We start from the raw sequence: 24744 nt of genomic DNA, 5'->3' as shown, positions 1-24744 counted from the left end.
CTTACGCTTTATATATATTAAGGTCAAGCCCTCGACTTATTAGTATTAGTCAGCTGAACATGTTACCATGCTTACACCTCTAACCTATCAACCTGGTGTTCTTCCAGGAGTCTTACTAACACCGTGCTTACGCACGAGTTATGGGAAATCTCATCTCAGGGTGGGCTTCACGCTTAGATGCTTTCAGCGTTTATCCCTTCCAAACATAGCTACCCAGCGATGCCACTGGCGTGACAACTGGTGCACCAGAGGTTTGTCCATCCCGGTCCTCTCGTACTAAGGACAGCTCCCTTCAAATTTCCTACGCCCGCGACGGATAGGGACCGAACTGTCTCACGACGTTCTGAACCCAGCTCGCGTGCCGCTTTAATGGGCGAACAGCCCAACCCTTGGGACCTACTTCAGCCCCAGGATGCGACGAGCCGACATCGAGGTGCCAAACCTCCCCGTCGATGTGGACTCTTGGGGGAGATCAGCCTGTTATCCCCGAGGTAGCTTTTATCCGTTGAGCGATGGCCCTCCCACGAGGTACCACCGGATCACTAAGTCCGACTTTCGTCCCTGCTCCACTTGTAGGTGTCGCAGTCAGGCTCCCTTCTGCCTTTGCACTCTTCGCGCGATTTCCAACCGCGCTGAGGGAACCTTTGAGCGCCTCCGTTACTTTTTTGGAGGCGACCGCCCCAGTCAAACTGCCCACCTAACAATGTCCTGTGACCAGATTCATGGCCTCCAGTTAGAACCTCAGTACTGTCAGGGTGGTATCCCAAGGATGACTCCACACAGGCTGACGCCCATGTTTCTCAGTCTCCCACCTATCCTGTACAGACAATACCGAAATTCAATGCTAAGCTACAGTAAAGCTCTACGGGGTCTTTCCGTCCAATCGCGGGTAGCCAGCATCTTCACTGGCACTACAATTTCGCCGGATGTGCTGTTGAGACAGTGCCCAAATCATTACGCCATTCGTGCGGGTCGGAACTTACCCGACAAGGAATTTCGCTACCTTAGGACCGTTATAGTTACGGCCGCCGTTTACTGGGGCTTAAGTTCATACCTTCGCTTGCGCTAAGTAATCCCCTTAACCTTCCAGCACCGGGCAGGCGTCAGCCCCTATACATCAGCTTTCGCTTTAGCAGAGACCTGTGTTTTTGCTAAACAGTTGCTTGGGCCTATTCTCTGCGACCTACTTTCGTAGGCACCCCTTCTCCCGAAGTTACGGGGTCAATTTGCCGAGTTCCTTAACAGCAATTCTTCCGATGGTCTTAGGATTCTCTCCTCACCTACCTGTGTCGGTTTGCGGTACGGGCACCAATATCCTCGATAGAGACTTTTCTTGGCAGCGTGGAATCAGATACTTCAGGAATAAATTCCCTTCCCCATAACATCTCAGCGTTAAGAGCAAACGGATTTGCCTGCTTGCTCCGCCTAAATGCTTAGACACACATCCAATAGTGTGCACATCTTATCCTCCTGCGTCATCCCATTTCTAATAACGTCCATTGGTGGTATCGGAATATCAACCGATTGTCCATCACCTACGCCTTTCGGCCTCGGCTTAGGTCCCGACTAACCCTGAGAGGACGAGCCTTCCTCAGGAAACCTTAGGTTTTCGACCGTTAAGATTCTCACTTAACTCTCGCTACTTATGCCAACATTCTCACTTCTGTACCGTCCACCACTCCTTACGGTATGACTTCAGCCAGTACAGAAAGCTCCTCTACCGCGTACACATAGTGTACACCCATAGCTTCGGTGGTAAGTTTTAGCCCCGGACATCTTCGGCGCAGGATCTCTTGACTAGTGAGCTATTACGCACTCTTTGAATGAGTGGCTGCTTCTGAGCCAACATCCTAGTTGTCTTAGAAATCCCACATCCTTTTCCACTTAACTTACACTTTGGGACCTTAGCTGATGGTCTGGGCTGTTTCCCTTTTGACTACGGATCTTATCATTCGCAGTCTGACTGCCGAAATAAAAGTATATGGCATTCGGAGTTTGATAGGGTTCAGTAACTGTTGTCAGCCCCTAGCCCATTCAGTGCTCTACCTCCATTACTCAATTAATCGACGCTAGCCCTAAAGCTATTTCGAGGAGAACCAGCTATCTCCGAGTTCGATTGGAATTTCTCCGCTATCCACAGCTCATCCCATGGTTTTTCAACACCAACGTGGTTCGGACCTCCACGGAATTTTACTTCCGCTTCATCCTGGCCATGGATAGGTCACCCGGTTTCGGGTCTACGACATGCAACTATAGCGCCCTATTCAGACTTGGTTTCCCTTCGGCTCCGTACCTTAAGTACTTAACCTTGCTACATATCGTAACTCGTTGGCTCGTTCTACAAAAAGCACGCCGTCACACATAAAAAGTGCTCCGACCGGTTGTAGGCACACGGTTTCAGGTTCTATTTCACTCCCCTTCCGGGGTTCTTTTCACCTTTCCCTCACGGTACTTCTTCACTATCGGTCACTAGGTAGTATTTAGCCTTGGGAGGTGGTCCTCCCTGCTTCCCACAAGGTTTCACGTGTCTCGTGGTACTCTGGATTAGATCTGACTGTTTTTCCTTTTCATTTACAGGCCTATTACCTTCTGCGGAGCAGCTTTCCAGCTATCTTCAATTAAGGAATTGCAGTATTTATGATCTATCCTCAACCCCTAGGTCAAAGACCTAGGTTTGGGCTCTTTCCCTTTCGCTCGCCGCTACTTAGGAAATCGATGTTTCTTTCTCTTCCTCCGGGTACTTAGATGTTTCAGTTCCCCGGGTCTACCTCTGCATACCTATTTATTCAGTATGCAGTACATAGTTGTTACTATGTGGGTTCCCCCATTCGGAAATCTTTGGATCACTGGCTATTTGCGCCTACCCAAAGCTTATCGCAGCTTAACGCGTCCTTCTTCGGCTCCTAGTGCCAAGGCATTCGCCATGCGCCCTTTGTAGCTTAACCTTTATCTTTATCTACTTGCGTAGATAATTTCGTCTATTTACATAAACGTTTTAATTCATTTTGCGAAATTGTATTAAATTCATCTATACACCACTTACATGGCTTTAACTTATTAAAACAACTTTAATTTCACTGTGCAATTTTCAAAGAACATTTTTAGAAAAACTATCTATTAGTCAACTCCAAAGAGTTAACTAAGATTAGTCTCTCAAAATTAAACAGAGAATAGGTTACGAGTAATTACAGTAGACATTTTTGAAGAATAATTAAATTCTTCTTGTTGCATTGACCGAAGTCTTTGCATCTACTCCCTAGAAAGGAGGTGATCCAGCCGCAGGTTCTCCTACGGCTACCTTGTTACGACTTCACCCCAATCATCAATCCCACCTTCGGCCGCTGGCTCCTTACGGTTACCTCACGGACTTCGGGTGTTACCAACTCTCATGGTGTGACGGGCGGTGTGTACAAGGCCCGGGAACGTATTCACCGCGACATGCTGATTCGCGATTACTAGCAACTCCGGCTTCATGTAGGCGAGTTGCAGCCTACAATCCGAACTGGGATGAGTTTTTGAGTTTGGCTCCACCTTGCGGTCTTGCATCTCTTTGTACTCACCATTGTAGCACGTGTGTAGCCCTAGACATAAGGGGCATGATGATTTGACGTCATCCCCACCTTCCTCCCGGTTAACCCGGGCAGTCTCACTAGAGTGCTCAACTAAATGGTAGCAACTAATGATAAGGGTTGCGCTCGTTGCGGGACTTAACCCAACATCTCACGACACGAGCTGACGACAACCATGCACCACCTGTCACCCTGTCCCGAAGGACTTCGCCCATCTCTGGGTTATGCAGGGGATGTCAAGTCTAGGTAAGGTTCTTCGCGTTGCTTCGAATTAAACCACATGCTCCGCTGCTTGTGCGGGCCCCCGTCAATTCCTTTGAGTTTTAATCTTGCGATCGTACTCCCCAGGCGGAATACTTATTGTGTTAACTGCGGCACCGAGGTTCGACCCCCGACACCTAGTATTCATCGTTTACGGCGTGGACTACCAGGGTATCTAATCCTGTTTGCTCCCCACGCTTTCATGCCTCAGCGTCAGTTACAGTCCAGTAAGTCGCCTTCGCCACTGGTGTTCTTCCTAATCTCTACGCATTTCACCGCTACACTAGGAATTCCACTTACCTCTCCTGCACTCTAGACACCCAGTTTCAAATGCAGCACCCAAGTTAAGCTCGGGTATTTCACATCTGACTTAAATGTCCGCCTACGCATCCTTTACGCCCAGTAAATCCGGACAACGCTTGCCACCTACGTATTACCGCGGCTGCTGGCACGTAGTTAGCCGTGGCTTCCTCCTCTGGTACCGTCATTATCGTCCCAGAAGACAGAACTTTACAACCCGAAGGCCTTCATCATTCACGCGGCGTTGCTGCGTCAGGGTTTCCCCCATTGCGCAATATTCCCCACTGCTGCCTCCCGTAGGAGTCTGGACCGTGTCTCAGTTCCAATGTGGCCGATCACCCTCTCAGGTCGGCTACGCATCGTTGCCTTGGTGGGCCGTTACCTCACCAACTAGCTAATGCGCCGCGGGTCCATCTCAAAGTGGAATTCTCTAAAAGAAAATTCCTTTGATGTTTCAATCATGCGATCAAAACATATTATGCGGTATTAATCTCCCTTTCGGGAGGCTATTCCCCTCTTTGAGGCAGGTTACCCACGTGTTACTCACCCGTCCGCCGCTAATCCACCCCGAAGGGTTTCATCGCTCGACTTGCATGTGTTAGGCACGCCGCCAGCGTTCGTCCTGAGCCAGGATCAAACTCTCAATTTAAAAGTTTACACTTTTTATTTGAAATGAATAATCTGCAACCACTGTTAAGCTGGTTAGCAAGCTCATTACATACTTTTTAGTCTTACGACTAAAATTACTTTTTTTATCTAAAGTAATTAACTGGTCAAGCGAAATATTATTTCGCTATTTTACCTATTTCTCTGTTTAATTTTCAAAGACCAACTTGCTTGCCATCATGTGACGACAAGGAGTATTTTATCATATAAATAATAGCATGATTTCAGCCAATAAGTTATCTAGCTAGATTATCTTCACATCCCTACATATACGTACAAATAATTCAATATTTCGCATTACGATACTCGTGGTTAAGTAATTATCATCTATTTGTACTTTATATATTTAAAAACCTCACAAGTCTCCACTTTAAATTAGCTAAAGCTAATCAGTAAGAGAAAGATAATATACATATTACACCTCTAGACAGGATACTTTAACTTTACTCATCGTTTTATATCTATATAGAAATGTATTGTAGAATACTATCTAATTAGCTACACTATATTTGCTACTATTTGATTTCCTTTTCAATAACATCTATTAATTTCTTACAAGGAATAACCTTTATGTTCTTAAATTTAACTCCTGTTTTCAAACAATTCATCGGTATATATGCCTTTTTAAAACCCATTCTATCTACTTCCTTTAATCTTTGCTCTAATGATGGTACTTTTTTTAATTCACCAGTAAGACCAAGCTCTCCTATAAAAACTGTATCAGTAGATATTCCATGGTTTAATGCGGAGGATGCAATACTCATCACTACAGCAAGATTTACTGATGTTTCAGTTAACTTAAGACCACCTGTTGCTTTTATAATAACATTTTTATCATAAAGTCCTACTCCTCCCCTTTCCTCAAGAATTGAGATAAGAGTCCCTAGTTGTTCCTTCCTTGCAAAACACTCACTTAGTCTACTTGGATAAGGAGTAAAAGACTTAGATACAAGGCTCTCTACCTCTACAACAATTGGTCTTGTACCATCCTTTATAACGGCTAAAGCACTCCCTGGAACTGCCTCTTCCCTTTTGGTCATAAAAAACTCGGACGGGTCAGCTATTTCTTCCATCCCTATTTCTGACATGCGAAATAGTCCGCTCTCAGAAGTGTCACCATATCTATTCTTTTTGCTAATTAAATGTTTCAGTTCTTCTCCATCTTCTCCCTCTATGTACAATACGGTATCCACTAAATGCTCTAATATTCGAGGACCCGCCATCTCATCAGCCTTTGTCATTTGGCCAACGAGGAATACAGCTCTTGGTCTATCTGGATTCTTTGCTTCATCCTTTAAAGCTGTGGCACATTCAATTACTTGAGTAGGAGATCCAGCTCTCGAACTTGAATATTCTTCTAACGTAAATGTTTGAATACTGTCAAGTATTATTAAGTCTGCATCAACTGTTTCTATATGTTGTAATATTTCATCTAACTTAGTATCAGAAACTACCCAGAAATTATCAGCTATTTCTTTTACCGTACGGTCAGCTCTATTTTTAATTTGACTATTGCTTTCCTCTCCAGATGCATATAAAATTTTATATCCTTTTAAAGACAGAGAATTTGCGAGTTGCAGTAAAAGGGTTGACTTGCCCATCCCAGGAGGTGCTGAAATTATGCTTATACTATCTCTAACTATTCCACCACCCATAACTCTATCAAATTCTGAAACTCCTGTAACTATCCTGTCGCTGTTAGATTGTACAATTGCTCTTAGTTTTGTTGGGTTAGTTGTTATTACCATTCTACTTGAGTTAGATTTAATAGAGCTTGCCTTAACTATTTTTTCTTCATATGTATTCCAGTCACCACAATCGTTACATTTCCCCATCCATTTTGGTGATTGTGACCCACATCCTTTACAAATGTAAACTTTTTTATCTTTAGCCAATTAAATACATCTCCTTATTATCGTCATCATCTATTCAATCATTTATTTTGTTGCAATATATTGATTAAGACATATTATTTTTTTTCATTAATTTAGATCAATATGACCAACTATCCTCTTAGTTTTTGCATTGCTCTAAAAGCAATGAAATAACTTTATTACTTCAATTATAACAACAAATCATTTTTACAGTCAACACAACTGTTTTAATGCAAGAAAAAACAGGGAATTTAACTCCCTGTTAGTGGTTTTATCTATAATAAATTTAGCCAATCTCTTCTACTATATAATATCCTAATAATCGTAATAATTCCTTTAGCAATTTTTGAAACTACCTTTTTTTCGGTTTCAGGTTATCCTAAAAGTTAAAAAATACACATTCATTAATTTTCATTTCTTATATCTTTTAACAGTCCTTCAAACCATTGAACATTTACTAAATGATGAGAAAGTGAATTTTCCAACATTCTTCTAAAATAACTAAGGGTAGTTTCATAATGCTCAAGAGATTGTTCTAATAAAAAAATTTTCTTTTTAGTTTGTTCGATTTGTATTTCTATTAGTTTTGTTAGCTCCTCACTTTTATATTCATTAGTAAATAGCATTGCTACATAAAAAGATAAATTTATATACTCTGTCTTAGAGCCATACTTGTACATCAATTTTTGAAATTCTTTATCTCCTAGTTCAGTGATGATATAATTATGTGTATCTCTAATATTTTCTAATTTGTCAACTTTTTCGATATGCTGTTTTTCTTCTAATTGTTGAAGATTATAATAGAATGACCCTTTAGTGAAATTTACTATATATTTATAGTGTCTCTCTTCCATTAAGGCTAATAATTCGTATCCGTAAGAACCTGGGTTTTGTTTTAATAAACCTAAAATTAGTAATGGTATCAAAAACCCACCTCCTTTATATTCTTCATCAAAATTATGCTAATAGCTATTCCATAATTATAAAGTTTAACTATTTTTGATTTGTATGAGTTGAGATTCAAATTCATCATATGATATTTTTCCTAATGCCAAATCCATAATTTTTATATACATCTTTTCTGCTTTGGTATGTGTTCTAGCATGATTAAGATTTATCAACTCATTTTCATTAATTAATGGCTTCAATAAATGTTGCTTATTAGAAAAGGCTTCAAAATATCGTAAACCAAATTTTCTTTGAGAAATTGCATCAATATGAATACCATCAGGATTAGAAGTTAAATCTGATGCTGTGACAAAGTAACAATTATCTTGTTCAAAAGCGAATTTTTGTAACTCTTGATTAATAAAGTTATATTCAGTACAGCTTTTTCCAAATCCTTCTTTGCCTAAATAATCTCCTAAACCGCCGATAATGAATGGAATATCTGGAGCATTCAACTCCTTTCTAAGAGCCTCAATAATTAAAAGCAATTTTTTGTAATAGACTTTGTAGTTACCATTGATACTATCACTTTCTCCTTGATGCCATAGAATTCCTGTTAACTCACTACTTTGCATAGCAAATTTAGATTCAGTTATTGCATGTCTAAAAAGTGCTTCGTCTACGGCCCATTCATCCAGTGAGCTTCCACCTTCAGCACAAGGAATTAAGCCAATAGTATCTTCTTGATTTTGACGACACCATGCATCCGCAAATGAACCGGCCAGACTTATTCCTGAAACAGGACGGTCATAATTGATAGGCTCAGTCATCATTTGCCATCTACCATTGCGCAACATTTGTATTCTTTCATTATAAATAGGGGTTACTTCATGAATAAACCCTCTTCCAGCCATATTCGACTGTCCTAACATTAAAAATGATTTAACCATTTTTTTCATCCTTTCTTTTTATTTAATATTTATGAAGAAATGTTTCCAGTCCTCAATAAATGTTAAATAGTTACTTGCTTATTTATTTGATTTTTTAGCCATTACAGCCATAGTCTAATTAGACTAATAACAATTAAATATTATAGTCTAATTAGACTAATTGTCAACTATATTTTTTTCTAAAGTAAAGCTAATCCACAAAAATTCTAAATGACAATTTATTATATAAAGCGATTATTTAATAGCCTTTATTTTTAAGCTTTGATACAATCTCTACATATTTTTCTATTACATCAAATCCTTTATAATCATCTCTTCTTAAATCTATAATATCTCCATGAGAAATTCCACGCCTATGTTTATTTTGTAGCACACCTTGAAATTCTCCCCACTTAGCAGAATTAATAGATACTAAACCATCATTTTCACCTTCCGTTAGCTTCACTAAAATATAAGGAATGGTCACTATATAATCACTAAACATATTTTTTACTACAGTTGCGTAACTTTGATAATACACTCCATCTACATCTTTCACGCCTTCATTAAATTTTTTACTATGATAAGTTGAAAATTGTCTACTTGCAGTATAAAAGTCAGGGTTTTTATCACCCAAAATCTTAAAATATTTATCAGATAATCTTGCGATAGCTTTATAAATCTTATCAGGCATATTGCAAGCAATATCAACAAACTTACATCCTCTATGAGGTGATGACACCATTGTTAGCGATGCAACATATTTCCCCATCTCTAACTTACTAATCATATAACGTGCGTCGAGTCCACCTTTTGAATGTGCTATGATATTTACCTTTTCACATCCTGTTGCTTTAACAATATCAAGAATTTTATCTCTAATATCATGCGCATTACATTCCACAGTTCCCCAAGCTTCTTGATTTCCATAATAAACTGTTGCTCCATTACGAATCAATTCCTTAGGTATTCTTCCCCAATAATTAATGTATTTTAAATCCCTAAATCCAACACCATGAACTAACACAAGAGGATATTTTGTTTTACATACATCTAAGTCAACACGTGCTTCATTATTAATTACCTTATAACACTCATGATCATATTCTATTTTTGCAATATGACAAGCATACAACATTATAAAAATATTTATAATTGGAATAAAGACCATACCGGCTACTATATATCTTTTTAATATACTTAACCTTCTTGAAGTACATAAGATTCGTAACATTCCATTTGTAAGTAAAGTAATAGTAGTCAATACCATAATAATAATATCTATTACAACGATATTATTAGGAATAACGGAGTCTTTTATTGCTTTAAACCCTATTATGTATATTAAGATTTGAATAAATGCTACATACAGTCCATAGAGAACAAGAGATTTGCCACCTAACATTACCTTTAATCTAATGTTAACAATTTGTTTCTTGGTATATGGAACTATATTTACTTTTAACATAATATAAAAAGTAAAAAGAATTATTTGAAGTAAAATAATCCATTTGCATATAACTTTATCTTGTCCAAATTTAGTATGTTCGCTAAAAAAATATGCTAACAAAACAATGTGAGGGGCAAAAATAAAGTATATACTCATGAAACTTTTATGCAGTAAATGTATCTTGTCATTAATATCTAAGCATATGATATTAATTATTAGTATTGATAAGACAGTAGTTATTATAAATGCTATCATACTTTATATCCACCCTTTAATTCTCAATCTTATTAATTAAATATAACGGTTTCTTAAATAGTTTTACTATACCATGTTTAGCAATTAAAACCAATAGTCCTATTGTTGATACAACTAAAATAAACCCATAGAAAAAAACCCCGACCTAAGTCGAGGATTTCACTGTCTAACAACTAGTAAGTTAAATATATTCAATGATATAAAGCTAGGCATAGAAGTCATATTCACTTTACTAATCTTTACCCCAAAAGAGCTTTCAATTTCGTTTTGAACTAATAAGTATCATGCTTTTCTAAAAGGAAGCCCTTAAATCAATTTTTACATGAAATCTATAAAGTCACTTTTATTCAGAATTACAATTAAAACATCTGAACAAGTTTTTCAAAGAATCTTTAAATATATTATTTTCTATTATACATCTGATTTATACTTATTTACTCAGTGGTGCTCCGGGGTGAAGAACTGAATCTTTTAATGGCACAGTTTTGTCACGTCCGAGATACATCTGATAATACGGTGGTATGCTGTTGATCTTGTTAACAACCGCTTTCTTGAATGCAGGAAGCATTGCTGGATCAACATTTGGCAGATCTTCTTCCTTAACAGCACCCTTTATTCCATTGAACTTCTTTGCACGTTCGATTATGTAACGAACATCGAAGCGGGAAGGATTGACCTCAATGATATCCTTATCCAAATTTAGAAGTTTATAAACCCCCTCAAGTCCAGTACGAACGGAAGTCTCAACTGTGAATACAACATCATCATCGACCTCGACAAACTGACCTAAGAATGCTAAATTAGTGCATCCATCAGGTACAACTTTTGGGCGATCACTTACCTTACGTGGCATAAACTGACTTGTAACATAAGGCATCATGGCAGTAGACATATAAGTATGAGCTAGAACTTCGTCTTTAATATCAAGCATTCCAAGATGATAGAGAAGCTCTGTCAGTATCTCATCACCAGTGCAGTCGCACATAGGCTTTTTAATATAGTTGCCGATGTTCTCACCATACAGGCCATAGCCCCAGCCGACTTCTTCATCATCAGCCTGATACGGGAAGAAAGGCTTGTGATGCATTTCAAAGGATATATCCCAATTGGAATCCTTGAATGTCATCAGGCCGCCGGTGCCTGCTGGGCTTCCGGACATCTCTTCAATTTTTTTAAAGAACTCAGGATAGCCCTTGACAGTTGGGAAGAAAGAAAGCCATTTTGTTCTGTCGATATCACCGAGGAATTTTTCTGGGTAACCAAATTTTTCGTCTTTTTTGGCAAGGTTCTGCCAGATAGTAAAGGTGCCCATGTCTTTTGTGTCGCGGTTTGTAGGCGCAATAGTCTTGTTGTCACCAAAGCAGCTGTTTTCGCTTATTGAGCCATTCGTTACAAACACTAAATCTTCAACGCCGACACGTACGGTCTTTTCGGCGCCATTCTGGTGCATTAGGATAGCTTGTACCGTATTGCAGTGAGCATCCATATCTAAATCATATACTGAGCAGTTATTAACATAGTTTACGCCCTTGTCAATGAGCCATCTTTCAACTGGGAGAATAATAGCATCATACTCGTTATATTTTGTATGGATAAATCCCTCCAGATATTCATGACGGTTAACGAATGTAAATCTCTGCCAGTAACGTCTGCACTCAATAGCACTGTGGTAGTGCTTAAAAGCTAGCTGACTGTGGAAGCAAGTCCAAAAGTTAGTCTTAAAGAAAGCTTCGTCAAAGAACTCATCAAGCCTCTTATCGGCAAGCTCTTCTTCGGATGAATCAACAATCTTGTTCATAGCTGCAACATATTTTGGATCAAGTTTATATTCATGATAGTGGCTGTCTATCTCGCCCTGATTTATGATAACGCGGGACTCGGTATGAATAGGTTCATCCCTGTTGAAGTCTACGATATCGTCAAGCACGGTACGTCCTTCGTTTTCTAGAGAAGGTATTTTGCTGCACAGATACCAGAGACACTCCATATATGGTTCAAGTTCACGCTCACCACGGCAAAGATAGCCTTGTTCGTTTCTAATTCCGTCCATTGAACCGCCCATGACTGGTTTCTTTTCATAAATGGTGATATTCTTTCCAGACATCTTGGCATCGTCAATCAAAAAAGCTGCAGTAGCAAGTCCGGCAATACCTCCTCCTACGATATGAGCTTTACGTCCATTAATCCCCGCTGGCGTGTGAGGATGATACATAGTTGTGTAAATATTCATAATAATGTAACCCTCTTTCATCTTTATATTTTATTTGTAAGACATCGTCTTGTATATAATATAAGTCATGAGGATTATTAAAACAATTTACAAATAAGGGGGAATGTAAACATTTTTTACACTCCCCCTTATTTGTAAATTATGATTACTTTGCGTATTTTTTCAATGCTTTTTCAAAATCACCTTTTATTAATACACCCGTTTGCTCTACTATTTCTTCTGGTTTTTCTTTCATCCCATCCTTTATCCACTCAAAAATGAGTGCTATAAAAGCTAGACTATAAAAATGTGCAATAAAATTTTTGTGTTTCTGATCAACAGACATTCCAAGGGCTTGCCGTTCCACTACAGCAATAATCTGATCATAGATTACAGTGTACATATATTTTTCTAATGAATCCCGATTAGTAGATCGATAGGTGTTTTGCATTAGAACTTTATTATCACGAATGGAGATCAGCACCTGATAAAAGCCCCGCTGCCAGGTATCATAATCCTTATTTTCTGCAAGTGATTTTTCAGCAGCCTGTAAGTAAATCCATTCAACAAGTTCATATATATCATAAAAATGGTTATAGAAAGTCTGTCGCGTCAATCCACATTCATCAACAAGATCCTTTACAGTTATTTTGTCGATTGGCCTTTTTTGTAGCATAACTATTAAAGCATTTGCTAGTAAAGCTTTCGTCTCATTATGCAAAGTAATAACCTCCCTTAATTGTCGGTATACATAAGACATTATACTTTAAGCTGATGTGTAGTTCTATACATTTAGGCTAAGAATCCAGTTCTCTTAACCTTACGGTTAATGGCTAATCTTTTAAATTAGCAACGTGTCGCACTCACATTATAGGCATACTGTAACTTCAAACTCATGAATACCTATAATATAATCTATTTACATTATTCTATCATTATTCCACATGTATATTTTTCGCTTTTATACCTATTTAAGTTGAAAACCATATTTTAAATAATGCCAAATAAAAAAGATAGCAAAACCTTATTACAAAGTTTTGCTACCTTTTTTAATTATCGCACCTCTATTTTTTTCTGGTTAGTAGCGAACAGCACCCCACATGTGTTTGGGCAGTAAAGTGATACTGAAACACAGAAATATTAATTTTGCGTAAAGATATACCCCCTGGATTAAAGGGGGTATGTAAGATTAATATTGCATCTATCTTACTGTCGCTGCCAATCGACTCAGAGTGGAGGTCAACCTTATCTTCTTCAGATAGAATTTCTGCTTTAAGACCCATAGTAGCAAGCCAGACATCGGTTATTGATTTTTTGAACAGATTAGTGAGAAATTCCGACTCCCCACGTATGAACAGAATGGTTCTCATCCACATATTCATAATCTGTTTATCAGAAAGTAGAAAATCCATATCAAAGTTACCAGAAATCAAAATCATTGTTAATAATATTAAATAAGTTATTATACAACCTCTTCAATTAAAGCTGCAATTTTAATTTTTCTAAATTATTTTAAAAATTTCTTGTATCTTGATGGAATAAGATTTCGTTATTCTTCCTCTAATTTTTTTCATCTAACAAGTAAAGTTTATCAGCATATTTAGACTCATCTGAAATCTTCAGTTCAGAATTTTTAGCCACTTGTTTAACCTGAGCACCGGATATGTTAGGTTTGACAATACACCCAGCTCCAGCCACACAGCCACCCGGACACGCCATTCCCTCAAGGAGATATCCATCATACTTTCCTTTTATGGCATCATTACACATTTCCCTACATTCTCTCAGTCCATCCGCAGCTTTAATCTTCACTTCTTGCCCTGGATGTTCTTTTTTTATCAAATCAGCTACAGCCTTAGCGACTCCGCCTGCAACAGCAAAGCCTCTTCCCGAACCAGTTGCTTCATTACTCAGGCTCTTATCTGTACCAATTATTTCTACTTCTTTGGCTTCCAATATTCCAGATAATTCCTCATATGTAATTACAAAATCCACTTCACTTTTTACTCTTTTTCTGGAAGCTTCTAATTTTTTCGCGCTGCATGGTCCAACAAAAACAATCTTTGCATCTTTATGTTTTTCTCTCACAAGTCGAGCAGCAAAAACCATTGGAGTCAAAGTCATCGATATATTTTCAGCATATTCAGGATATAATTTTTTAGCCATAACAGACCATGAAGGGCAGCATGAAGTAGCCATAAATGAAAGTTTTTCAGGTACATTTTCTATAAAATCTTTCGCCTCATCAATTGTACAAATATCTGCACCAATTGCAACTTCAACAACATCTTTAAATCCAATTATAAGCATTGCTCTTTTAAAATCATTAAATCCAACATTTTTACCAAACTGCCCCACATATGATGGAGCTACAATTGCAATTACTTCTTCCTTTTGATTAATTGCCTGAATTAGTTGAAATATTTGGCTTTTATCAGATATTGCTCCAAAAGGACAATTTACCATACACATTCCACAGCTAACACATTTATTATAATCTATTGATGCTCTGCCATATTCATCCGTATATATTGCATCCACCCCACATGCCATGGCACATGGTCGCTCATGTTTTATTATTGCTGAATACGGACACACTTTAGCACATAAACCACACTTTATACATTTTTCCTGATTAATAACACTTTTCCCATTAGCTATACTAACTGCGCTTTTAGGACAAACTTCTACACAAGGGTGTGCTAGGCAGCCACGGCACATATTTGTAACTTCATAGCTATCTGTTGGACAAGAATTACAAGCAAATTTTATAATATTTACAAGTGGCGGTTCATAATATTTTGAAGGTTTTGTTGCCCCCTCTAGTCCCTCCGTAATTGCTCTTGATTTATCACTTGGTCTTAAATTTAGTCCCATTGCCAAACGGATTCGCTCACTAACTATTGCTCTTTCAAGAAATGTACTTTCTCTATACTTACCCACATCTCCAGGAATGATCTCATATGGGATATTCTCTATTTCTTTTAAATTGTCTTCAAAAGCCATCTTACTTACGGCCGTAAAAACTTTGTGTCTAATATCAGCAAGTGTTTTATATTCGTATTTCATTGTAACTCCTTTTATGTTTTAATATTTATAAAAACTCCAAATATATAAATTCCTCGTTAGAATATCATATGGTAACAATTTAGTCAATTTTATTTATGTATTTATTTTACTTATTTAGTGTTCCTCAATTGCAAAAGTAATTTCCACCCCCAACACATTCAAAAGTGAAAGATTTGTGATTCAACACATGATTAGGAATTCTTTTTTATTTAAAGCAATTGCTAAATAACTTTATCATGACTGTACTTCTATATTAGCATTAATATTAGGAAAATTAAGATTTGCACATGTTCTTAATAAATCAAAATATGGAGTATGCAGGATGTCAGATGGAAACCTAAATAAATTTCTTGAGGAATACCTTTACTAATAAACTATAGGTTATTCTTATTGTACAACAGAATAGAAAAATAGATTAGTGGAAGTTTAAAAGTAATATAATAATGTATATAAATTCATTAAAACATAATAAAACCCCCGACAATACATTTATATCGTCGAGGGTTTCACTGTCTAATGACTATAATTTTGATACAATTTAGCGACCATATTAATGAAGTAATTAATTTTATTATCGCTAAATTGTATGAGATTTCCGCTAAAAAGTGCACACCCACTTATAAATCCTTTTGTACAAAAGAAAAACGCTGAAAACTCAATCAATGCCGTTATATAATGGATCAGAAATTAAATCCATTACATTTCTGTTGAAGGTTTCACTGGTGGAGGTGAAGCGTGGTGGGTGAAATCCACCATTTTGATTTTACTCTCCATTGTTCTATTTTTATTCCGTTAATTCTTCTATGTAGTAATTATTTAAACTTGGAAAACCATGACCATCCTCAAGAAAGTATTGTACGTATTGCGAATACTCATCATAATTTCCCCTGTAAACCTCTAAAGTAATTACAACTTTTTAATCGAATCAAAATATTTAACCAAATTCCATTTATTCCATACATAATTTAATAATACTTGGGAAATTATTCCCATCTTCTAAGAAAAATTGTAGACACTCTCTATTATTATCCTTATAAACACTTAACATATCTATTAAATTTGCCCTAGCATTTTTCAATTCATTACTGTTTAGATTTAATAAATTAATTGTATAAATTGCTTTTTTATATTCAATACTATCTTCAGCTTTAATCCTTGGAGTTATCTCTCCATTAGCAATAATATAATCAAAGTAATCTTGTGGGTCATCTATTACTAGATTGATAAAACATTCACCATATTTATTATCTTTATACTTACCACAACTATTTTTTTCGTTACATGAAACTAGTAAATTGCTATAATTTTGAAATTCTTTTGGATATATATCTCTTGGCTTTATATGCTCAATATGACTATCATCATTTTTGTGTATTCTTTGTTCACAATATGGACAATACTCTTCTTGCTCTAATTTCAAAATATTTCCTTTGATTTTGTTTCTTATATCATCCTTATCATAATCATTCCATTGTTTAGGAGAGTGTTTTTTTTTATATCTCGCTAAGAAATCTGGTTCGTTCCCTTTATTAACTTTTAACATTTTTTCTATTCCTTATAGAGATATCTAATCTAATCCTCATTATATCCTTATCTAATTCTCCTAAATAGCATCTTAAGCAATCAAAAATTTCATTAAATTCTGTACTTTTATATTGATTATTATTTAATAGTTCATATAACCTATTAAGCTTTCTTGTAATATCGTCATTTCTCAAGCTATTAATTTTCATAGTTGTACTTAGAATATCCCCTACATTTTTACCATATGTTTCACTGATTTCATTATTATCCACTATACTTATTCCATCTTTATCTCTTTTTATTATTCTTAATTGCTTTGATTCTATATCTCCAATAATATGTGGCGAGTGTGTTGCAATTATTAATTGATTATTATTTCCTATACGCTTATATACTTCAATTATTTTTTTTTGCCATTGAGGATGAAGTGATATTTCTGGTTCATCTATTAATATTAAAGAATTGTTAACTTCTAAAAACTTTAATGATAATGCCCTTAAAAATAATTGTTTTTCACCAGAAGATAATCCTGTAATATCAAATTCGTTACCCAAGCTATTTCTAAACACTGGTTTTGTCTCATTAGTTTCTGATAAGCCAATTAATTTAACATCCAATTCCATTATTTTAAAAATACTATTAATATCTTCACATACCTTATCAATAACTTCACCTATAATCTTATTCCTATTTTTAAATATCTCTTTATTTATTTTAGTAGCTATAAATGAAGGAATATTTTGGGTCATATTTTGATCTATAATATTTTGAAACTTTGGGATAAAATCAAATGTATTATCAACTTTATTTATCTTTTCAAAATTAATCTCTACTGGCATAAATATAACTTTAGGATCCTTTGAATCCATCGTAAAAAATGTATTTTTCACATCTGGATGTAACGTTGCTAATTCACCATTTTCTAATCTTACAATAATTGTATATAATGATGATGTTAATTTCACTTTATAATCCTCAACTTCTTCGTATCTAGTATTGCCTGCCCCAAAAGAACTATAAATACTTTTTAGTAATGATGTTTTACCAGATCCATTTTCACCAATAAAAACAATGATGTCTAAATTTTTTCCGTTTTTATCTTGAAAATCAACTTCTAAGTCCCCAAGTATTTCGTGATTATGAAACTTTATCTTTTCAATCTTCATAGCCTATCATCTCCTTTCAAAAATTATTCCACTTACTCAATATTATACTTCCACTTGTTTTCATCTCATATTCCGTTTAATGCATAAAAATACAAGTTAATTTATAGCTTTATGAGATTTTTAACTTTATATTGCATGAGTTTGTGAATAGTTATCTATATTTTTAGATTAATGTATTAAAAAACAATAGATTTTTAAGTATAAAAATTAAATATTGCAAATATAAAAGTCATTGTAAATAATCTGAGTTTTATAGTATCATTTTATCATAAATTTGATAATATTAAAAATGAAAAGAAATAAGCCCTATGACTTATTTCTTTTTTATATTAATATTTCACAATATATATGGCACTATTTAACATTCAACATCTCATCAAATATATCACTTGATATTGAACTAGTATCTAAAGAATCTATAAAATTATATAATAATATTCTTAAAATCCCATATACTACAGATAACTCATTTCTGCCAGCACTATATTTTTTAAAAATACTATAGTAAGATGTAGTCCCTATTTTTTCGTTTCTAACATGATCACACGCGACCTTTAAATTCGTCCTATCTATAATTCTGCCAATACCATCAGTAATTAACTCTTCAGAATATCCATTGTCCAAATAATTATTAAGTAATATGTAAATATTTCCAATAGCCATTCTCACTTGAAGATCATCAATAAAAATTTCATTAATACACTTAATCAATGGTTGTGCAATAGTTCCATTCGATACAAATTCAGTTAAAATTGTATCAATTATTACCTTGCCAGATTTTAACAAAGATATAGAATCTACCTTTTTATCTAGAGAATAGGTTAACCCACCTCTTACTCCTAACATTCCGCTATATCCACTAAAAGAATTATAAGATAATACTTTTTTAGCAATACTTTCACAGTACCTATATAATACAATTCTACAATCATATTTCTTATTGTTAAATAACGCTATATTATCTAAAAAATATAATTTATATGATTCAATGAATGCTTCAAGAATTTTTTTCTTGTTATTACCAAAGACTTCACTTGCTTCTCTTATTGTATCTCTTAAATTTGACAAAGATTCTAATAATTGCTTTATAACCATTTTTACAGTAAATATATACGATTTCTCGTATTCTATGACTGCTTCTTTATTTTCACAAGGCATTTCTAAGCTATCCGCTATATCTGAAAGTAAGAATCTCTGATAATTTCTTTTAACTAATTCTTGAGATATCGTTCCATCATTTTTACCAAAAGCTTCAAGAGTTCGATCCATATTTTTGAAGCTGTATCTACTTATTGATTTATTTTTTAACAAGTTAATATATGTCTCTTCTGTGAGTTCATCATCATCATCAAGCATTTGTAATATTTTTTCATTTAAATTACTACTTCTTTCTACCAAAAAAGTAGGCATTTTATTTGCCACTATTTCAAATATAGATGAATATAATGCTTTAACACCATCAGGAATTCCAGTATTCGGTCCATTCATCAATATACATGCATTAACTCCAATCAATCCTCTTTCTGCTAAAAGTTTGTACTTATCCTCACTTGTGTTTTTTTCCTTTTCAATTTCTAAACTTCTTTTTTCAAAAAGTTTATCAAATTCTTCATCTAATAATCCCTTTGTATCCCTAAGTACAACACTTTCAAATTCAAACTTGTCCATATATCTTAAAACAGTTGGAGATGGCTTACCTTTTAACATAATACTATTTATTATTCCCGTATTATAGATACCGATATTATTTATATATGTTTCAAACAATTCTTCTATCATTAGATTATCAGCTATCCTATTTTGAATTTCAATTAATTTTTCATTTAGTTCATGCTCACCCTTAAAATCATTACACTTTAAACCTAACTGATTACAAGCTTTACATATCTCTTGAAACTTTTCATCATCTGACTCTAAAGCCTTTTGTATCAATTCCTCATTCCATTTAATATTTTCCAATACCAATCTATCTTCACTAAAATTTTTATCTAAATTATAATGAACTGGTATTTTAGTTTGACCCTTGCCTTTATTTTCAATAGATATCTTACGTAATATTTCACGTGTTAAATTATCAAATAAAGAACCTATAAAAGTAGATTTTCCCGAATTTGAAATTCCAACTATTGCTATTTCAACCTTTTTATCAAAACATCTATACCCCATTTGTTTTCCTCCTTGCATTATTGTTTTATCTATCGTTCATCATAAAACAAATTATTTTTTATTCACATTTCAATTAAGAATACTATAATATTTTCTTTATTTGCGATTTAAAATTAAATATCAAATTTATTCATATAGATATATTCCATAATATATTCAATACCACCTTCACCATCAAATTAGTTAATTTAATATCATTACCATTAATTAAGGTTTTTTCTTCTAGCCTCCATAAACTGCTTTTAATCTATCTTTAATAGTTCAATTTTCAATATACAAAATTATCCATTTTTAAAATAAATATGTTTTTTGAATATGCGTATTTTATATTTATAAACATTAAATAAAACTATAACATTATAGCCTTTTAGCATTTTCATCTCCCTTGTTATTTTCATATTAATTTCATAAAAGCTTTAACTTAATCTAGAAACCTATCCTTCAATGTCAATTATACACAAAAACATATATTTCTACTATATTCTTCAAAAATTTTCTTCATTCTAAAAAGCTTATCTACTCTTAGTATTTTCTTACTCTAAACTCTTTTTCTATTTACCTCTTTAATTGTTTCTGTCACCTTCTTTAAACCTATCTCTCAACCACTTAGGCATTCTTCCCAGCTTCTCCCCCTTCAAAAGCTTTTTCGTCACTTCTGTTGCATCTTCTTTTCTCCAAAATCTATCTCTTATGTAATAATCATGACTACAATATTTCTTATTACCTGTGCTACTAATAAGCTCTTTTTCACAATATTCATAATTAGAATTAATGTCCTTCCTCTTTTTCTGTTTATTGTTATATGCATAACAACACATAAAATCTTACACTTTTTAAACTTATAAATTAAACATAATGGCTTTAATTCTAACTTTGTAAAGCATTGAATTTTATAAAAGTGTAAGATCAATTTAGACACGTCTAAAATTATAAGGATTGATGATTATAATTATTTATGATATTAATTCTTCTGTTTACTCTATATATTCCATTCTAATTCCATACCGTCTTTAAATGTAAAAGTTATCTTCTCTTCCGAATGCACCAATACTTTCTCAATGGTGGCATTCCAAAGTTCCTCATCAAACTCTGTAACCAAGCCTTCCCTTTGCTCTATCTCTTTAATAAAAGCTACAATGCTCTCATGCTTAGCACTTCTCTCTAATCGCTTTTCATTTATCCCTTCAAGTCCCTTTTTTATATCCTCATACCGCTCTGCTAAAGCCTTATACCTTTCTTCATACTCTGCTTGGTCTAAAGCACTATGAGCATTTTCCTCCACACACTTTTGAAGCAGTCCAGCAACCACATCAATTTCACTCTGTAGCTTTACACTTTCCCTATCAAGCTTTGAAGTATCAGTCAAGACTTGAATTATAGATTCATAACCTTGGAGGATTTCTTCTTTATTCTCAAGTAGGCTGTTAAAAGCTTCAATGAAAGCTTGTTTTATTTTATCCTCGTACATATGAGGTGTGCTACACTTTTTATCGTTTTTGAATTTAGCATTGCATTGCCATACCACCCTGCGGTATATACTAGTGGAATGCCACACCTTACTCCCATAGAAGCTACCGCACTCCCCACAGACGATTTTTCCTGAAAAGCAGCCTCCGCCTGTTTTATAACCCTTGACGTTTTTACGTTTTTTAAACTCATGCTGAACCAGGTCAAACACCTCTGGAGTGATAATTGCAGGATGGCTATTTTCAACATAATACTGTGGAATTTCTCCCTCATTAATTTTCTTTTTCTTGGTAAGAAAATCCACCGTAAAGGTTTTTTGAAGCATGGCATCACCTTTATACTTTTCATTTTTAAGAATACTCAGTACTGTACTTTGCTGCCAAACTTCCTTACCTGCTGGAGTTGGAATTTTATTTGTGGTCAAATGCTTTGCAATTCCTGGTGGTGTCTTGCCCTCAAGAAATAATTTATAAATCAGCCTAGCAACTGAGGCCTGCTTTTCCACAATTTTGGGTATCCCATCTTCACCTTTTTCATAACCAAGAAACTGTCCATAGGGCAAGCTTACTTTACCATCAGCAAACCTCTTGCGCTGGCCCCATGTAACATTTTCTGAAATACTACGGCTTTCTTCTTGGGCCAAGCTAGACATTATGGTAATTAGTAATTCTCCTTTGCTGTCCATTGTATATATATTTTCTTTTTCAAAATATATCTCTACACCGTTTTCCTTAAGCTTCCTAACAGTGGTAAGTCTATCAACGGTATTCCTAGCAAAACGACTAACTGACTTTGTTATTATAAGGTCAATCTTACCATTCAGTCCATCAGAAATCATTCTATTAAAACCATCTCGCTTTTTTGTGCTGGTTGCTGAAATCCCCTCATCGGTGTAGACTTCAACAAAAGCCCAAGCGGGATTTGATTTAATATGCTTTGTATAGTAATCCATTTGTGTATCAAAGCTTGAGAGCTGTTCATCATTATCTGTAGAAACCCTTGCATAAGCAGCTACACGTTTCATGGTGACTTCTCCTATAGTTACTGGTGCAAATCGACCAGTTGTTGGTGGTATTACCCTTACTGCTCTTGCTACTTCCAAAACTAACTCCTCCTTTCTAACTTTTTAAGACTGCATTCTCTTGCCTTTTGACGTGCTGCCCCACTCCAGCTTTCACTGCGTGATTTATACCTCCATTCCTTTTTAACAGTAGAACCATCGTGGAAAACAAATATTAGATTCTTAGGCTCAGGAACTTGTATTTCCTTTATCTTCTCTGCAAAGTAAGCTTCATCAAACTTTGAAAGTCCTAAAACTTCTGTTGTCACCTTATACAAAATCTCCTCGGGTATTTGCTTAGAAGGACAACTATCCTTTCCATATTTTAAGTAAGTGGAACAATTCCATGAAATTCTTCCTTGGTTATTTTTATGTCCATACTTTTTTCCACATATACCACACACTATCTTACTAGTGAAAGTATATTTACATACTTTATTTTTTCCTGAATATTGTTCTCTTTTTCTACTTAAAATTTCTTGAGCTTTTTGGAAAATGTCTAAATCAATAATTGGTGGATGAGTACCTTCTGCATAGTATTGTGGAAGATTACCTTTGTTCAAAACTAAGGTCTTTGTTAAATGGTCTTTTACATACTTTTTTTGAAGCAGAGCATTACCTGCATATTTTTCATTTTTAATAATTTCACCAACTCTCACTGCACTCCAAGCTCCTCCTCGAGGTTTCTTAACATTCATTTCTCGAAGCTTTTTTGCAATCGATCTTAAGCCTTTACCACTTACATAATCTTCAAGAATCATGCAGACAATTTCTGCCTCTGACTTATTAATTTCAATTTTACCCTTTTCAATTCGATATCCATACATAAATCGTAGGTTTACAAGTTTTCCATCAGCAAAATCTTTGCGAATACGCCATTTGCAATTTTCACTGACTGACCGGCTTTCCTCCTGCGCAAAAGAAGCGAGGATAGTAAGCATAAGCTCACCATCCCCGCTAAGACTGTGTATATTTTCCTTTTCAAAATAAACTTCTACATTTATCCCCTTTAGCTCTCGTACTGTTTCCAGCATAGTAACCGTGTTCCTTGCAAATCTAGATATAGATTTTGTAATAATCATATCGATTTTACTATTTCTACAATCACTTAAAAGTCTCTGCAATTCTGCTCTAATTTCTTTAGTTCCTGTAATTGCTTCATCCGCATAAACACCTACATACTCCCATCCTCTATGATTTTGTATTAATTCACTGTAATAACTAATTTGTGCTGAAAGTGAATGCAGCATTGCATCCTTGCCACTTGATACTCTTGCATAAGCTACTACACGTTTTTTAGCAGGCATTTTTTGTACTAAAGGCTCTATTTCCCTAATATTTCGTAGCATTATATCACCCCTTTCAGCTACCTATGTTAACTCTTATTTTGATACATAGCAAGTAAATAAGAGTTATAAACCTCCAAAAACAGGATTGTATTTTGTTATTAACATCTTATCTATTTTACTGTATTCTTGATCAGTTATTAGTTTTCTTGAAAGCATAACTTTAGCGATAGCAATGGACACCCTATAATTCTTTTCACGTTGAAATTGCTGCTGTGTCATTTAAATCCCCCTCGTTCTTAAAACGATATTCTATATAACAGTCATGACCGCAAAACTTGCGGTTCTTGTCGCCATAACTTTCAAATTTGTTTCCACACCCTGCACAATTTAAAGTATAATAAGCTTTCTTAACATGCTCGGTGTCATTGGCTTTCCACCACAAACGGCGGCACTCCTCAGAGCAGAATTTCTTTGGTTGACCTTTTGTGCCATGCGTTAATGATTTTCCACAATTTTTACAAGAAGTATATATCTCCTTCTCTGTCTTTGGTTTGACGCATACATCAGTTCCTAAATTGTTACGTCTGCAATAAGCCTTTACT

14 protein-coding genes and 2 rRNA genes are annotated in these 24744 nt (G+C 35.0%); all 16 read right to left on the bottom strand.

Features of this window, described 5'->3' with window-relative positions:
• Window positions 1-19 precede the first annotated feature (19 nt).
• The 16 genes from G9F70_RS03470 to G9F70_RS03395 all read right to left on the bottom strand — a co-directional run bounded on the left by G9F70_RS03470 (window position 20) and on the right by G9F70_RS03395 (window position 24421).
• A 23S ribosomal RNA gene (locus G9F70_RS03470) occupies window positions 20-2945 on the bottom strand.
• A gap of 315 nt (window positions 2946-3260) precedes the next feature.
• Window positions 3261-4779 (bottom strand): 16S ribosomal RNA (locus tag G9F70_RS03465).
• Together the 16S and 23S rRNA genes form the textbook arrangement of a ribosomal RNA operon.
• Window positions 4780-5311: 532 nt before the next feature.
• Window positions 5312-6691 carry a DNA repair protein RadA gene (gene radA, locus G9F70_RS03460; RefSeq protein WP_164945262.1) on the bottom strand — a complete coding sequence of 460 codons (1380 nt, stop codon included), beginning with the start codon at window positions 6689-6691 and terminating at the stop codon, window positions 5312-5314.
• Window positions 6692-7074: 383 nt separating this feature from the next.
• The gene (locus tag G9F70_RS03455) at window positions 7075-7596 is read right to left on the bottom strand and encodes a PadR family transcriptional regulator (RefSeq protein ID WP_164945261.1); all 522 of its coding nucleotides are present in this window, start codon (window positions 7594-7596) and stop codon (window positions 7075-7077) included.
• Between the two features lie 63 nt (window positions 7597-7659).
• Complete coding sequence (locus G9F70_RS03450) at window positions 7660-8508, bottom strand: sialate O-acetylesterase (RefSeq protein WP_164945260.1); 849 nt, start codon at window positions 8506-8508, stop codon at window positions 7660-7662.
• A gap of 238 nt (window positions 8509-8746) precedes the next feature.
• The gene (locus tag G9F70_RS03445) at window positions 8747-10192 is read right to left on the bottom strand and encodes an esterase/lipase family protein (RefSeq protein WP_164945259.1); all 1446 of its coding nucleotides are present in this window, start codon (window positions 10190-10192) and stop codon (window positions 8747-8749) included.
• A gap of 430 nt (window positions 10193-10622) precedes the next feature.
• Window positions 10623-12422, bottom strand: coding sequence for an oleate hydratase (locus G9F70_RS03440; protein ID WP_164945258.1), 1800 nt, complete (start codon window positions 12420-12422; stop codon window positions 10623-10625).
• A gap of 145 nt (window positions 12423-12567) precedes the next feature.
• Window positions 12568-13122: a TetR/AcrR family transcriptional regulator gene (locus G9F70_RS03435; RefSeq protein WP_164945257.1), complete on the bottom strand. Its 555-nt coding sequence runs from the start codon at window positions 13120-13122 to the stop codon at window positions 12568-12570.
• An 839-nt stretch (window positions 13123-13961) separates the two neighbouring features.
• On the bottom strand, window positions 13962-15470 hold the full coding sequence (locus G9F70_RS03430; RefSeq protein WP_164945256.1) for a 4Fe-4S dicluster domain-containing protein: 1509 nt from the start codon (window positions 15468-15470) through the stop codon (window positions 13962-13964).
• Window positions 15471-16419: 949 nt separating this feature from the next.
• Complete coding sequence (locus tag G9F70_RS03425; protein WP_164945255.1) at window positions 16420-17013, bottom strand: retron system putative HNH endonuclease; 594 nt, start codon at window positions 17011-17013, stop codon at window positions 16420-16422.
• Entirely contained in the window at window positions 17000-18160 is a 1161-nt protein-coding gene (locus G9F70_RS03420) for an AAA family ATPase (protein ID WP_164945254.1), read from the bottom strand. The genes G9F70_RS03425 and G9F70_RS03420 overlap by 14 nt, the downstream gene beginning before the upstream one ends.
• Before the next feature lie 354 nt (window positions 18161-18514).
• Window positions 18515-20326: a 50S ribosome-binding GTPase gene (locus tag G9F70_RS03415; protein WP_164945253.1), complete on the bottom strand. Its 1812-nt coding sequence runs from the start codon at window positions 20324-20326 to the stop codon at window positions 18515-18517.
• 563 nt (window positions 20327-20889) lie between these two features.
• Window positions 20890-21144, bottom strand: coding sequence for a hypothetical protein (locus G9F70_RS03410; RefSeq protein ID WP_187352984.1), 255 nt, complete (start codon window positions 21142-21144; stop codon window positions 20890-20892).
• A gap of 161 nt (window positions 21145-21305) precedes the next feature.
• Entirely contained in the window at window positions 21306-22895 is a 1590-nt protein-coding gene (locus G9F70_RS03405) for a recombinase family protein (protein WP_164945252.1), read from the bottom strand.
• Window positions 22896-22897: 2 nt separating this feature from the next.
• Window positions 22898-24202, bottom strand: a complete 1305-nt coding sequence (locus G9F70_RS03400) for a recombinase family protein (protein WP_164945251.1) — start codon at window positions 24200-24202, stop codon at window positions 22898-22900.
• Between the two features lie 63 nt (window positions 24203-24265).
• Entirely contained in the window at window positions 24266-24421 is a 156-nt protein-coding gene (locus tag G9F70_RS03395; protein WP_164945250.1) for an SHOCT domain-containing protein, read from the bottom strand.
• Window positions 24422-24744 lie beyond the last annotated feature (323 nt).

Origin of the sequence: Clostridium sp. FP1, assembly GCF_011065975.2 — a bacterium.
GTDB classification, from domain to species: domain Bacteria; phylum Bacillota; class Clostridia; order Clostridiales; family Clostridiaceae; genus Clostridium_AD; species Clostridium_AD tagluense.
Note: the sequence above shows the minus strand (reverse complement) of the source record. Positions and strands in the feature narration are given on the sequence as shown.

Bases quoted from the DNA above. Each gene is read 5' to 3' on its own strand.
- G9F70_RS03450 (WP_164945260.1), bottom strand. From the start codon at position 8,508: ATGGTTAAATCATTTTTAATGTTAGGACAGTCGAATATGGCTGGAAGA.
- G9F70_RS03445 (WP_164945259.1), bottom strand. From the start codon at position 10,192: ATGATAGCATTTATAATAACTACTGTCTTATCAATACTAATAATTAAT.
- G9F70_RS03440 (WP_164945258.1), bottom strand. From the start codon at position 12,422: ATGAATATTTACACAACTATGTATCATCCTCACACGCCAGCGGGGATT.
- G9F70_RS03430 (WP_164945256.1), bottom strand. From the start codon at position 15,470: ATGAAATACGAATATAAAACACTTGCTGATATTAGACACAAAGTTTTT.
- G9F70_RS03425 (WP_164945255.1), bottom strand. From the start codon at position 17,013: ATGTTAAAAGTTAATAAAGGGAACGAACCAGATTTCTTAGCGAGATAT.
- G9F70_RS03420 (WP_164945254.1), bottom strand. From the start codon at position 18,160: ATGAAGATTGAAAAGATAAAGTTTCATAATCACGAAATACTTGGGGAC.
- G9F70_RS03415 (WP_164945253.1), bottom strand. From the start codon at position 20,326: ATGGGGTATAGATGTTTTGATAAAAAGGTTGAAATAGCAATAGTTGGA.
- G9F70_RS03410 (WP_187352984.1), bottom strand. From the start codon at position 21,144: ATGTGTTGTTATGCATATAACAATAAACAGAAAAAGAGGAAGGACATT.
- G9F70_RS03400 (WP_164945251.1), bottom strand. From the start codon at position 24,202: ATGCTACGAAATATTAGGGAAATAGAGCCTTTAGTACAAAAAATGCCT.
- G9F70_RS03395 (WP_164945250.1), bottom strand. From the start codon at position 24,421: ATGACACAGCAGCAATTTCAACGTGAAAAGAATTATAGGGTGTCCATT.